This window comes from Trichloromonas sp., assembly GCF_041583255.1.
GTDB lineage: Bacteria > Desulfobacterota > Desulfuromonadia > Desulfuromonadales > Trichloromonadaceae > Trichloromonas.
In genome coordinates this window covers 1-12,610 of record NZ_JBFHGD010000092.1, presented here as the reverse complement: position 1 = coordinate 12,610, position 12,610 = coordinate 1, and the positions used below count along the sequence as shown (strand labels likewise).

Below are 12,610 nucleotides of genomic sequence, written 5' to 3'. Positions count from 1 at the left end.
GTATTCCTGCACATGCACCCGGCCATCATAAAGATCGACGGCCACCGCGTACTCGGGGATGTCGCTGTCGTACAGGCGGTAGCAGGAAATCCCTTCCTGCCTGGCCCATTTGCCGAGGGTCCTGAGGTTCTTGCGCAACCGGTTGGCGAAACTGGCCGCTCCTTCGCTAAGCTGGACCGGGGCCGGCGCCCGGTGGCGGTCGACGAAGTTCTCCGGCTGCACCTCGATGTGCAGCAGCTTGCACTCGATGGCGCCGTTGTAGAGGGCATGCATGCGCTTGGCCCGCAGGCCGATCTTCTTGCCCAGCTCGACGTTGCCGGTGAAGACCGCCGCTTTCCAGCCGGTAAAATGTTCTTTCAGGCGATCGCCGAGGGTACCGTACAATTCTTTCAGCGCTTCGACCTCGCCGAGCCGCTCGCCGTAGGGGGGATTGACCACCACCAGCCCGTTGACTATTTTGCTGCCGGACGGAGCTTCAAGGGCGGCCACTTCGCGGCGTTCGACGTGGATAGTTTCGCGCAGCCCGGCCTGATCGATATTGGCCAGGGCCGCCCGCACCGACTTGTGATCGGCGTCGAAGCCGACGATGGTCGGGATCCGCGACAGGCCGGCGACGCGCCGCTGCCTGGCCTCGTCGTGCAGGCGCTGCCAGAGGGCGGCATCGTGACCGCGCCAGCCGAAAAAGCCGTAATACGGGCGCTGCAGCCCGGGGGCGATATCCCCGGCGATCAGCGCCCCTTCGAGCAGCAGGGTCCCCGAACCGCACATGGGATCGACCAGCGCCCCCCCCCGCGGCTGCAATCTCGGGCCAGCCGGCCCGGATCAGGATGGCCGCCGCCAGGTTCTCCTTGAGCGGCGCCAGCACCCCCTCGTCGCGGTAGCCGCGGCGATGCAGGCTGTCGCCGGAAAGATCGAGGCTGATGGTCGCCGTGTCGCGCAGCAGGTAGAGATTGATGCGCACGTCGGGGCGCTCGGAATCGACCGAAGGGCGTACGCCGCTGCGGTCGCGAAACTGATCGACCACCGCGTCCTTGACCTTCAGGGCCGCATAGTGCGAATGGGTGATCTGCGAGTGGGAGACGCTGGCATCGACCACCAGGGTTCCTTCGGCGGCCAGATGCTCGCTCCAGTCGATGGCGCGCACGCCGCCGTAGAGCTGTTCCGGCGAATCGGCGGCAAAGGTCGCCAGCGGCAGCAGCACCCGGTTGGCCAGGCGCGACCAGAGACAGACCCGGTAGGCGGTTTCCAGGGTGCCGGAGAAGGCGACGCCGGCGCGGGTTTCGGCGGCGTCCTCGACGCCGAGGGCGCGCAGTTCGTCGGCCAGCAGCGGCTCGATCCCCTTGGGGGCGGTGGCGAAAAAAGAACGGATTTCCATGTTGTTTCGTCCAAAAGACGGCAGGGGCGACCCGTCAGGCCGCCCCTGTGTCATCTCATCAGTGAGAGAAAGAACTACTGCAGCTGGATGGTAAAGCTCAGCTCTTTACCGGCCAGCGGGTGGTTGGCGTCAAGGGTGACTTCTTCATCGGTAATTTCGGTAATCGTCACCAGCATCCCCTGCCCTTCGTTCTCGCCGACCTGCAACTGCATCCCCTTCTCGGGGGACATGTCCGGGGGAAACTGGCTGCGGGGGACGGCCAGCACCATCTCGTCGCGATAGGGGCCGTAGGCCTCTTCGGCAGGGATCTTCACGGTCCGCGACTCGCCGGCGGTCATGCCGAGCACGGTCTTTTCAAAGCCGGCAATCAGCTGGCCCTGGCCAAGGGTGAATTCGAGCGGGTCGCGCCCTTCCGAGCTGTCGAAAACGGTACCGTCTTCAAGGGTGCCGGTGTAATGGACTTTGACGGTATCGCCATCTTTTACCTGGGACATTGCTGCTCCTTTTCGTTCATTTTCTAGCCGGTGGCCATGCCGTGAAAAAAGGAAGAACCGGTGAGCCTGATTCACCGAAGGCATGGCCGCAAAGCCACATAATAACACGGCCGCCGGGCCCGGGGCAAATCAAGGATTTTTCCTTCTGTTGACTCAGCCCTGGGCCGCGCGGCGCTTTTCGGCCGCCTGGCGGATTTCCTCGACGCAGGCATAGGGGATTTTCAGGTTGCCGCGGCCGCCGCCAACCACCAGCCCCTCCCCTTCGATGCCGTGAAAGTCGCTGCCGCCGGTGACAATCAGCCCGCGCCGACGGGCCTGGGTGATATACCAGTCGATGTCGTCGTTGGTGGCCCCGCTGTTGAAGGCTTCGACTCCGTCGAGGCCCAGTGCGACAAAGGCATCAAGCAGGTTCGGGAACTCGGCCCGCTCGACCGGAATAAAGGGGGGATGGGCCAGCACCGCCGCCCCGCCGGCGCGATGAATCAGCTCGATCGCCTCGGCAATGGGGAAGAAGCGTTTTTCGACGTTGCAGGGGACCAGGTAGCGGTCAAAGGCCTCCCCCTTGGCACTGACGTGGCCGTCTTCAAGCAGGGCCATGGCGATATGCGGACGACCGATGGTGCCGCCGGCCTTCTGCTTCACCGCCTCGAGGTCAATAGGCTGCCGCCCTTCGGAAACCAGCTTCTCGTTGACCCGCACGACAATCTGCTCGTTGCGGGTTTCGCGAAACTCGCGGAAATACTTCAGCGCCCCCTGCAGCTCGGCATGGTGGTGATCGAAACCGTAGCCGAGCAGATGGATATCCTGCAGCGACTCCCAGACCACCGACAGCTCAACCGCCGAAATCACCTCGATCCCCAGCTCGGCTCCGGCGGCCATGGCTGCATCGATGCCGTCGATGTTGTCGTGATCGGCCAGCGCCATCGCCGCCAGCCCGGCCCCGGCCGCCATCCGCACCACCTCGGCCGGAGGGTAGGAGCCATCGGAGCAGGTACTGTGCAAGTGTAAATCAACCAGTTTTTGTGTCATGGAAAATTCCTTTAATCGGCCTCTCGCCCGCTCCTTACAGTCGCTCGAGCACGCAGAGATCCCAGAGAGAATCAAAAGCGAGGGTTATTGGCTAAGCGGGTGATGCCGTCTTTCAGCAAGTTTTCGCCGAAGTTTATCAGCAGACCCAGGGGCTTGTCTGCAAGGCGCAGATAAGTCAGCAGTTGTTTTACATGAACGGGCAAGGTCTTATCAACCGATTTCAATTCGACGACCAGCTGATTTAATGCATTCTCACCCATAGTTTTTGCCTTTCTCTGCGCCCTCTGCGCCCTCTGCGCCCTCTGCGTGCTCGAGTGAGCAAAGCGAACGGGCGAGAGACCGCCTTTGCATTTACCGTTTTTTGACTCTAAATCCTGCTTTTTCCCAAGAGCTGCGGTCATCGGCCGCCGGCTTCTTTTTCTCCGCCGGTCTGGCCGCCTTGTTGATGCCGGTCCCGCCCAGCGCTTCTTTGATCGACAGGGAAATCCGCTTGCGGGGGATGTCGACGGCGAGCACCTTGACCTTGACGATTTCGCCGACCTTGACGGCCTCGTTGGGGTCCTTGATGAAGCGATCGGAGAGGTGACTGACATGCACCAGGCCGTCCTGGTGGACGCCGATATCGACGAAGGCGCCGAAGGCGGCGACGTTGGTCACCGTCCCCTGCAATACCATTCCTTCCTGCAGATCAGAAATTTCCTGCACGTCGTCGCGAAAGGCCACCGCTTCGAAAGCGGCGCGGGGGTCGCGGCCCGGCTTCTTCAGTTCTTCGAGGATGTCGCGCAAGGTCGGCAAACCGACCGTCTCAGTGACATAGCGCTTCAGGTCGATCTTGGCGACCAGGGTCGCGTCGCTGGCCAACTGGGCCAGTTTGACGCCGAGGTCAGTTGCCATGGTTTCGACCAGCTTGTAGTTCTCGGGATGCACGACGGTGTTATCCAGAGGATGCACGCCGCCGCGAATGCGCAAAAATCCGGCGGCCTGCTCGAAGGCCTTGGCGCCAAAACGGGGAACCTTCAGCAGGCCCTTGCGGGCATAGAAGGAGCCCTGTTCATCGCGATAACGAACGATGGCCCGGGCCAGCGATTCGCCGATGCCGGAAACGTAAGAAAGGAGTGCCCAGGAGGCCGTATTGAGATCGACCCCGACGAAGTTGACGCAAGATTCGACGGTGGCGTCGAGGGCCTTTTTAAGGGCGCTCTGGCTGACGTCGTGCTGATACTGGCCGACGCCGATGCTCTTGGCGTCGATCTTGACCAGCTCGGCCAGCGGATCCTGCAGGCGGCGGGCGATGGAGATGGCGCCACGGATGGTCAGGTCAAGCTCGGGGAATTCGTCGCGCGCGATGTCCGAAGCCGAATAGATGCTGGCCCCGGCCTCGTTGACCACCACCACGGCGACCTTCAGCCCTGCCTCCTTGAGGGTGTCACGGACGAAGCGATCCATCTCGCGACTGCCGGTGCCGTTGCCGATGGCGACCATCTCGATGGCGTGGGCCTGGACCATCCGCAGCAGATCTTTCTTGGCCTGCGGCACCCGCGCTTCACCGGTGTGGGGATAGATGGTGACGTGTTCGAGAAACTTTCCGGTCTCGTCCACCGCCGCCAGCTTGGAGCCGGTGCGCATTCCCGGGTCGACGCCGAGCACCCGTTTGCTGCCAGCCGGCGGCAGCAGCAGCAGGTTCTTGAGGTTCTGGGCGAAGATCTCGATGGCCGCCTCGTCGGCCTTTTTCTTTGCCTCCAGGCGCAGTTCGACCTCGATGGAGGGAGCGATCAGGCGGCGATAGGCGTCCTCGGCCACCGCCTCGAGCAGCGGCCGGAAGATGCTCGCCCCTTTCAGCAGCCGGGCCTTCAGGCGCAGCAGAATCTCCTCTTCGGGCGCGGTGATGGAGAGACGCAGCACCTCTTCCTTCTCGCCCCGGCGCATGGCCAGCATGCGATGCGAAGGGATCTCCTTCAGCGGCTCCGAATAGTCGTAATACATCTCGAACTTGGTCACCGCAGTGGCCTTATCGGCGGCGACCAGCGAACAGAAGACCCCCTGCTCCCCGGTCAGCTGACGCACCAGGGCCCGGGCGTCGGCGTCCTCGCTCAGCCCTTCGGCCAAAATGTGACCGGCGCCGGCCAGCGCGGCGGCGGCATCGGGCACTTCTTTGGCCGGATCGACGAAAGGCGCGGCCGCCTCCTCCGGCGTCCCGCTGGTCAACAGCTGGGCGGCGATCAGTTCGGCCAACGGCTCCAGGCCGCGCTCGCGGGCGATGGTCGCCTTGGTCCGCCGCTTCGGCTTGTACGGCAGGTAGAGGTCTTCGAGTTCGGTCTTCTGCCGGGTCGTCTCGATGCGGGCCTTGAGCTCGGCGCTCAGCTTGCCCTGCTCCTCAATCGACTTGAGGACGGTGACCTTGCGCTCCTCCAGTTCGGAGAAGTACGCCAGCCGCTCCTCGATGGTGCGGATCTGCACCTCGTCGAGTTCGCCGGTGCGCTCCTTGCGATAGCGGGCGATAAAGGGGACGGTCGCCCCTTCGCGAAAGAGTTCGACAGTATTATTAACCTGGGCGGCTTGAAGCCCGGTCTCCTCGACCAGGTAGCCGAGCACGCGGATAAGCTGCTGATCGGTCAATGCCATGGGTGGTTCCCTTATTGTGAAAAAAGTAAAACGAACGACTTAAAACCGACCTCTCGCCCGTTCGCTTAGCTCACTCGGGCACGCAGAGGACACAGAGAAAGCTTGAATGCAAGGCACATTTGACTTTCTCTGCGAGCTCCAGCGACTGCAATGAGCGGGCGAGAGCTGCCTTCAGTTTTGAAGGGGCGGGATTGTAACACGGCGGGAAGAGGAAGAGAAGCCCGTTCGCCGACTGCTGGACCGAAGGGGGCGATCCGCCGGCGAACGGGCGTTGAAAACTCAGGCAGGCAGGCTGCGCTGCAGGTGGCCGCGCAGCATTTCGACAAAACTGGCCTCGAAATCGCCGCGATACACCATGGACGAGGCGATTTCGCTGGCAAGGATGGCGAAGCGGTACTTGGGGGGCAGGTTCTTGATCCGGCCACGGTACTTGGCGCTCTGGCGAACCAGGATCGGCATGTGCGCCTCGATCGCTTTTTTAAAGAGCGGCTCGTCACACAGCTCGGGATGGGCCTGGAAGAAGGCGAACAGCCGGGCATAATGGGCGTTGATCTCCTGGCTGATGCCGGCCGAGATCTCGGTGTAGAGCTGACTGCCGCCGGTCTCGCGGTGACGCCGCAACCACACGATTCCGGGGACTACACGATTCCGGGGACACCATACTTAATTGCCCTTTGACGATAGACACCCAAAGCCGATTCCGCGATTCCGGGACACCACCGCGATTCCGGGACACCATACTTAATTGCCCCTTGACGGCATCCACTCAATCCATTAAATTTCACCAATGGCCAGAATTGCACGCGTCATAGCAGCAGGCATTCCCCACCACATCACCCAACGGGGCAACCGGAGGATGCAAACCTTCTTCGGCGACGACGACTACCGTGCCTATATTGCCCTGTTGTCCGAATGGTGCAGCAAGTGCTCGGTCGACATCTGGGCCTATTGTCTGATGCCGAACCATGTGCACCTGATTGCCGTTCCCGAAAGTGAAGACTCGTTGCGCCGCGGAATCGGCGAGGCCCATCGTCGCTACAGCCGGATGATCAACTTCCGCAACAACTGGCGGGGGCACCTCTGGCAAGGACGCTTTGCATCCTTCCCCATGGACGAAGCCTATCTTTTAGCTGCTGCCCGTTATGTGGAGATGAATCCGGTCGTTGCCGGTCTGGTGGAAGATGCGTCAGCCTGGACGTGGAGCAGTGCGCAGGCCCACCTGACGGCAACGGATGATGGCCTGGCCACCGTGGCACCACTTCTGGAATTGGCGGGAGATTGGCGCTTGTTTCTGTCGGGATCGGTTGCCGATGAACAGATCAACGAGATCAGGAAACATGAACGCACCGGCAGACCGCTTGGCTCAGAGGGGTTTGTCGATCGGCTGGAAACGTCCCTCGACCGTCCGCTTAAACGAGGCAAGCCGGGACCGAAGGAGAAGGCAATTAAGTAAGGTGTCCCCGGAATTCCCCAAAGGTGTCCCCGGAATCCGAAATTATGTTGTTCTGCGAGATATGGCCGCTTCGCCAACATCCATATCTCGCGATCGCAAGATATGGAGCAAGTTTCTCCTTTCTTATTTTAAAAAAAATGATATAACCTCTCAATAGAGTTCTTAACTCGCACTTGCGAGACAAGAGAGGCAAATCGATGCGCAGCGGCCAATTCAAAAAAATGCCGAGCGGGTACACGACCTTTTTTCCCGCCAACCTCCCCCCCGTGCCGCCAATCAGCATGGAGGGCGATCTCCCCCTGTTGCTTTCCGATGCGGATCGCGCCTTGGGTGCGCTGAATGTCGTCGTAACCATCCTGCCGAATCCCGACCTGCTGGTTGGGATATTTATTCAGAAAGAGGCCCTGCTCAGTTCCCAGATCGAGGGGACGCAATCGTCTCTGGTCGATGTGCTGGGCGCGAATGAAGATCATGTTCCGACGGTGGACGTAGGCGAAGTCATCAACTACGTCAAGGCCATGCGGCACGGTTTAAAAAGGCTCAGAGAAGACGATTTTCCCATGTCGCTGCGGCTGATCCGGGAAATTCACGGGGTGCTGATGCAGCAGGTGCGTGGCGGAGGCACCCACCTGACTCCCGGAGAATTTCGCCGGATGCAAAACTGGATCGGCGGAACCAGTCCCGCCAACGCCAGATTCGTTCCGCCACCCGCTGAGACCATGACTGATGCCTTGGGGGCTTTCGAGCGGTACATGCACGAGGACAACGCGATACCGCCGCTGATCCGCTGCGCCCTGCTCCATTATCAGTTTGAAACCATCCACCCTTTCAATGACGGCAACGGCCGGGTCGGACGCCTGCTGATCACCCTTTATCTGGTCTGGAAGGGAATTCTCGACGAGCCGATGCTCTATCTGAGCGCCTACCTGAAAACCCATCAACAGGAATATTACGACCGCCTGACCCAGGTCAGAACGAACGGTAACTTCGAAGCATGGATTCGTTTTTTCCTCGAAGGAATTCGTGAGGTCTCCCGGATGGTGTTGCAGACGACCAAAAGAATCCAGGTTTTGGAAAGGACGGATTCGGATCGGCTGGTTGAGCATGGTGAAGGGTCTTATGGGCTCACCTTGTTGCGCGGACTGATGCGCCAACCGGTGGTCACTGCCAATGACGTGGCCCGCATGATCGGGGCCAGTTACACGAAGGCCAATTCATTGATCGCCGCTTGCGAAAACCTCGGCATTCTGCGACAGATCGGTACCGGAAAAAGAAACCGGAAATTCATCTACAATGAGTACGTGGCGATTTTGAGTGAAGGGACGGAACTGAATCCCGGCATCATGGCATAAATCAATGAGGACTCTGAGGGCGAGGTCAATGTAATCGGGATGGCTAAGCTCGACTGCACCACTCTTGCTTATGGCACAGAACGAACATATTCTCGCATTAAACCAGCAGAGGGAGCCGTCAAGATCAGAAACCATAGCGATATCATAAAGTTGCCGGCGAGCCCCCCCCAAAAAAGAACCAACTCTGGATTGCCCTGTGTGCGTACCGGGTGCTGTCGTTTCTGAAGTTCCACTCGAAAATCGGCGCCTCGTTACAGCGGATGTTGTGGATATTGCAGCTAGACTTGTTCGAACAACGAGCATTTGACGGAGCTGTTCGAACCGCCAACGCCGGAAAATGGATCGCAAAACGATCAGTTCCGCCTTCTGTGAAAGTGTGAGGCCAAGGGAGAGCGCAGCTACCAGCCCCCCAAAGAAGTCTTCGATGAGGCCTGAAGTGGTGCACTTGCAATTTGAATCTATCCCCCGAATCAACGGATAAAAAAAACGCCCCGGGCAGAAAACTGTCCGGGGCGTTTCCAATCGAGAAATTTTCAGGCAGGCAGGCTGCGCTGCAGGTGACCGCGCAGCATTTCGATAAAACTGGCTTCCGAATCGCCGCGGTATACCAGCGATGATGCGGTTTCGCTGGCGAGGATGGCGTAGCGGTACTTGGGGGGCAGGTTCTTGATCCGGCCACGGTACTTGGCGCTCTGGCGAACCAGGGTCGGCATGTGCGCCTCGATCGCTTTTTTAAAGAGCGGCTCGTCGCACAGTTCGGGATGGGCCTGGAAGAAGGCGAACAGCCGGGCATAATGGGCGTTGATCTCCTGGCTGATGCCGGCCGAGATCTCGGTGTAGAGCTGACTGCCGCCGGTCTCGCGGTGACGCCGGAAAATCAGCCGCGCTTCGTCCTCGGCGCGCCGCTCGAGAATCTCGAGAACATCGGCCACATAGCGCTCCTTGTTGGCGAGGAATTCCTTCTCATTCATCAGCAGGTTGGCGATGATCTCGTAGGAACTGGAGATGACGCCGCACTTGTTGGCCGAGGCGTCGCGCAGGATGACGACCCCCTTCTTCTGCAGCTCGACCCTGGCCTCGGGAGTGATGAAGGAGTTGGCCCCCTCGACGATCGCCCGGGCGCTCGGGGAGCCGTCCTCGAGAAAAAACGCCTGCCAGTTGTCCTTGTCGATGGTTTCGGGACGCCCGCCGGCGGGGATGAAGAGATCGGCCTGAACGCTGAAGGAGAGCCCGTTGAACTCGCGGTAAAATTCGTCGACGGTGACCCACAGCTCCCGCAGTTCGCCGTCGCTGCGCAGCACCTTTTTGTAGAGCTCGCGCAGCCCTTCGCTGCGCCGGACGTTGCGGTAGAGCAGAAAGCCCCCCTCATGGAGCGCCTGGGGATCGTAGGCATCGACGTCGCCCTGCAGGACGACCTTCCGCAGGGCCGCAAGGTCGGTGCCGGCGGGATCGAACAGGGCGCCGGTGCCGTCGATGATCAGGTTGATCCTGACCTGCGGACAGCGTTCGAGCAGCAGGCGCATGGCGTTGCCGGCGACATCGCCGTTGGGGCCGCCGGTGAATTTGACCGTGAAGGGATCCTTGCGGATGTCGAGGCCGAGTTCGGCCATGGTGATTTCGGCGAACTTGACCACCCCGGCGCTGGTGACGCCGTACTCCTTGTGGTTGATGCCGACTTTCTTGCTGGAGATGACGCCGATGCCGAGCAGGTAGCCGCGACGCACCGACTGGCGGGCGATCAGCTCCACCATCTCGTCGTGCATGTTCTCGTCGGGCCCCAGTTCGATCGGCTCGTCCTCGCCGTAATAGTCGATCACCCGGGGGTCTTTGGCCCGGCCGTTCTCGGTGACGTAGATGTCGAAGAAGGCGTTGATCAGGCCGAACTGCAGCTTGTAGAGACGGCGGGTGACCATATCTTTGTCGGCAATATCGGCCGAATCGAGGATCACCACCATCTTCGACCCGCCCTCGTAGATATCCTTGTTCTTCAGGTGCTGGGTATGGGCGAGCACGTAATTTTCGCGGAAAATGGTATTGGCCCCGGTGACGTAGTCATCCCAGCCGCTGGTGAGGATGGTGCGCCAGCCGCCGCGGGCGATGTCCGAAAAACCGATGTGGTAGCCGGCGCCGTGACGGCCGAAAAAGAAGGTGACCCGGAAAGGGCGCTCGGCGGGGAGATCGGCGGTGAATTCCGGTCCCAGCTCGCTGAGGTAGACGGGATCGAGCCGGAAGGCCAGGGCCTGCTTTTCGGGGATGAAAAAGTTGGTTTTCAGGGTATTGCGGATGAAAATCAGGGCGCAGCGGAAGATCGCCCGCCGCACATCGTCGAGGTGACGGTGGCCGGTGTTGTAGGCTGCGATGGCCTGGGTGACCTCGGCGAGGGTCTTGGCATAGAGCGCCTCGCGGTCCCCGATGGCCGGGTCGAACCGGGTCTTGAACAGCCAGATCAGCTGCAGGGCCATATCCGGGTCACTGTGAAAGGCCCGCATGACGTCTTCGAAACCGAAGCGGTCGGGCTGGTTGTGCGCCAGGTTGGTATGGCAGAAGCTGATCAGGGCATTGACCAGCGAGGCCTCCTCGCCGGCCATCACCCCCTTGGCCACGAACTCGCGATAGACGTGGGAGGCGGTGGAGAGGATCTGGGTGTTGTAGAGTTCGGTGCGCAGCTGGTTGAACAGGTCGGAACCCTTGTCGACCAGCCCGGCATCGCGGCTGCGCACGTAGAAGTTGCCCAGAAAATAAGGGTGTACCCCGTTGCTGATGGTCAGGCAGTAGGCCCGCTTGACGCCGATCCCCAGGCGGTTGAACACTTCCATGATCTGCTGCAGAAAGTCGATCTGCGGCGGGTTGCCGGCGGCGAACATGACCCGGTACTCGCGCTGCTGTTCGGTATCCTCGGTCTCCTCGGCATCGAAATAAATGCCGCCGTGCAGGATGCTCTGCAGATAGAGCCAGAGGATCTGGGCAACCCGCTTGGCGGGCGAAACCCGCATGTAATGTTCATTGTTGAGCCAAAGCAGCCGCAGCAGGCGATCGAACTGCCGGCTGTCGAAATCCGGGTAGAACTCGGCGACCGCCTCGGAGATTGACTTGCGAATGCCGGGCGGAATCTTGACCTCACCGGCCCCGGCGATCGCCTGGTTGCTCTTGCGCTCGAACTCGAAGCGCTGCACCTCGAGCCCCTCCTCCAGCCCGGGAAGCGCCCCGTACGACTGGGTGAACTGGGCGTAGGAGATTTCCCGCTCGCGCAGGGTCTTCAGGGTGTCGTAGAGGGATCCGGGCCGGTTGGGGCGAGCGACGATCAGCCGCGTCTCACGGTCGGCCAGCACCAGGCGCTGCTCGTGGCCGAGCAGGTGCATGCGGGTGGCGAGAGCGGCTACGGCTTCGGGTTCGTCCTGCATGGTGATGGAAAAATAGGGGTGCATCTTGCCCAACAGCCACTGCAGGTTTTCACCGGCGCTGCCGCAGCTGGCGCCGATCTCCCGCAAGACATCCCCGCGCAGACGTTTTTTCGCCGAATCGACCATCGTTTCAATGTCTCCCGTAGTAATTAATCGTTCAGCGGTACAACCATGACCGGACGGTACGACTTGCGCAGCAGTTTTTCGGCCACGCTCCCCAGAAAGGCATACTTGAGTTTGCCCTTGCCGTGACTGCCGACCACAACCAGATCAACGTCGAGCCGATCGGCAACCTCAAGAATCTGCCCGACCGGGCTGCCGTGATGAACTTCGATGTCGGCAATCCACTCCAGATCTTCGGGGTGGTCCGCCAGCTCGTCTTTGGCGAACTGATGCAGCCGCATACGGATCTGGTCGGTGATCTCGTCCTTGTGAGCCAACTCAAGGTTGACCAACCGCTCCTCCCCCATCACCGTGGAGATGTAGTTGAGGACCGAGGAGTCGACCTCCGGCAACACGTGCAGCACGTGAATTTTTGCCCCGTAATGCCTGGCCAGGCTGATGGCGTGACGAAAGGCGTGGGCCGCATTGACCGACAGGTCGGTAGCGTAGAGGATCTTTCCATACTGGGGAATCATAGGGCCTCCTAGGCCTGAGCCGGTGTCTGGTTGATCGGTTTTACCCGGAACCGCTGCAGGGCGTAGATTGCTCCCCACAGGGCCAGGCCGACCAGGTAACTCAGGTAGTGGTTATCGATGCCGACGTAATGGGCGAAAAAACCGGGGCGGAACATGATCAGTGCAACCCCGAGCAGGAGAATGATTTCATACCAGCGGGTGCGGGTGATAAAATACGCCTGGGTGGCCGAACCGAAAGCGAACATG

General features: G+C 60.7%; 10 protein-coding genes and 3 pseudogenes. 3 read left to right on the top strand and 10 right to left on the bottom strand.

All coding sequences use genetic code 11. The features are described 5' to 3' along the window. From ABYV89_RS09090 to ABYV89_RS09060, 7 genes and pseudogenes are all read right to left on the bottom strand, one after another. Window positions 1–768 (bottom strand): annotated as a pseudogene (locus ABYV89_RS09090) (bifunctional 23S rRNA (guanine(2069)-N(7))-methyltransferase RlmK/23S rRNA (guanine(2445)-N(2))-methyltransferase RlmL); the annotation flags it as partial. 202 nt (window positions 769–970) lie between these two features. Further along, window positions 971–1,375, bottom strand: a pseudogene (locus ABYV89_RS09085) (THUMP domain-containing protein); the annotation flags it as partial. 74 nt (window positions 1,376–1,449) lie between these two features. Next, the gene (locus ABYV89_RS09080; protein ID WP_432822634.1) at window positions 1,450–1,869 is read right to left on the bottom strand and encodes an FKBP-type peptidyl-prolyl cis-trans isomerase; all 420 of its coding nucleotides are present in this window, start codon (window positions 1,867–1,869) and stop codon (window positions 1,450–1,452) included. Between the two features lie 153 nt (window positions 1,870–2,022). Continuing rightward, window positions 2,023–2,898, bottom strand: coding sequence for a PHP domain-containing protein (locus ABYV89_RS09075; protein ID WP_432822633.1), 876 nt, complete (start codon window positions 2,896–2,898; stop codon window positions 2,023–2,025). Between the two features lie 71 nt (window positions 2,899–2,969). Next, entirely contained in the window at window positions 2,970–3,299 is a 330-nt protein-coding gene (locus ABYV89_RS09070; RefSeq protein ID WP_432822632.1) for a GxxExxY protein, read from the bottom strand. Then, on the bottom strand, window positions 3,250–5,520 hold the full coding sequence (locus ABYV89_RS09065) for a Tex family protein (protein ID WP_432822631.1): 2,271 nt from the start codon (window positions 5,518–5,520) through the stop codon (window positions 3,250–3,252). Before ABYV89_RS09065 ends, ABYV89_RS09070 begins: the two co-directional genes overlap by 50 nt. A 279-nt stretch (window positions 5,521–5,799) precedes the next feature. Further along, entirely contained in the window at window positions 5,800–6,141 is a 342-nt protein-coding gene (locus ABYV89_RS09060; RefSeq protein ID WP_432822630.1) for a hypothetical protein, read from the bottom strand. A 166-nt stretch (window positions 6,142–6,307) separates the two neighbouring features. Here ABYV89_RS09060 and ABYV89_RS09055 point away from each other — a divergent pair, with 166 nt between their 5' ends. From ABYV89_RS09055 to ABYV89_RS09045, 3 genes and pseudogenes are all read left to right on the top strand, one after another. Further along, complete coding sequence (locus ABYV89_RS09055; protein WP_432822629.1) at window positions 6,308–6,973, top strand: transposase; 666 nt, start codon at window positions 6,308–6,310, stop codon at window positions 6,971–6,973. Between the two features lie 197 nt (window positions 6,974–7,170). Continuing rightward, a complete protein-coding gene (locus ABYV89_RS09050) occupies window positions 7,171–8,325 on the top strand; it encodes a Fic family protein (RefSeq protein WP_432822628.1) in 1,155 nt (384 codons plus the stop codon). A 179-nt stretch (window positions 8,326–8,504) separates the two neighbouring features. Then, a pseudogene (locus ABYV89_RS09045) lies at window positions 8,505–8,697 on the top strand (IS4 family transposase); the annotation flags it as partial. A 161-nt stretch (window positions 8,698–8,858) separates the two neighbouring features. Here ABYV89_RS09045 and ABYV89_RS09040 read toward each other — a convergent pair. The 3 genes from ABYV89_RS09040 to ABYV89_RS09030 form a co-directional block, all read right to left on the bottom strand. Beyond that, window positions 8,859–11,852, bottom strand: a complete 2,994-nt coding sequence (locus tag ABYV89_RS09040; protein ID WP_432822627.1) for an NAD-glutamate dehydrogenase domain-containing protein — start codon at window positions 11,850–11,852, stop codon at window positions 8,859–8,861. A gap of 23 nt (window positions 11,853–11,875) precedes the next feature. Beyond that, window positions 11,876–12,364: a universal stress protein gene (locus tag ABYV89_RS09035; protein WP_432822626.1), complete on the bottom strand. Its 489-nt coding sequence runs from the start codon at window positions 12,362–12,364 to the stop codon at window positions 11,876–11,878. An 8-nt stretch (window positions 12,365–12,372) separates the two neighbouring features. After that, the coding region (locus ABYV89_RS09030) for a DUF3394 domain-containing protein (protein WP_432822625.1) at window positions 12,373–12,610 on the bottom strand (238 nt) is incomplete at its 5' end.

Coding starts and splice junctions, on each gene's coding strand:
- ABYV89_RS09080 (WP_432822634.1), bottom strand. CDS start 1,869: ATGTCCCAGGTAAAAGATGGCGATACCGTCAAAGTCCATTACACCGGC.
- ABYV89_RS09075 (WP_432822633.1), bottom strand. CDS start 2,898: ATGACACAAAAACTGGTTGATTTACACTTGCACAGTACCTGCTCCGAT.
- ABYV89_RS09070 (WP_432822632.1), bottom strand. CDS start 3,299: ATGACCGCAGCTCTTGGGAAAAAGCAGGATTTAGAGTCAAAAAACGGT.
- ABYV89_RS09065 (WP_432822631.1), bottom strand. CDS start 5,520: ATGGCATTGACCGATCAGCAGCTTATCCGCGTGCTCGGCTACCTGGTC.
- ABYV89_RS09055 (WP_432822629.1), top strand. CDS start 6,308: ATGGCCAGAATTGCACGCGTCATAGCAGCAGGCATTCCCCACCACATC.
- ABYV89_RS09050 (WP_432822628.1), top strand. CDS start 7,171: ATGCGCAGCGGCCAATTCAAAAAAATGCCGAGCGGGTACACGACCTTT.
- ABYV89_RS09040 (WP_432822627.1), bottom strand. CDS start 11,852: ATGGTCGATTCGGCGAAAAAACGTCTGCGCGGGGATGTCTTGCGGGAG.
- ABYV89_RS09035 (WP_432822626.1), bottom strand. CDS start 12,364: ATGATTCCCCAGTATGGAAAGATCCTCTACGCTACCGACCTGTCGGTC.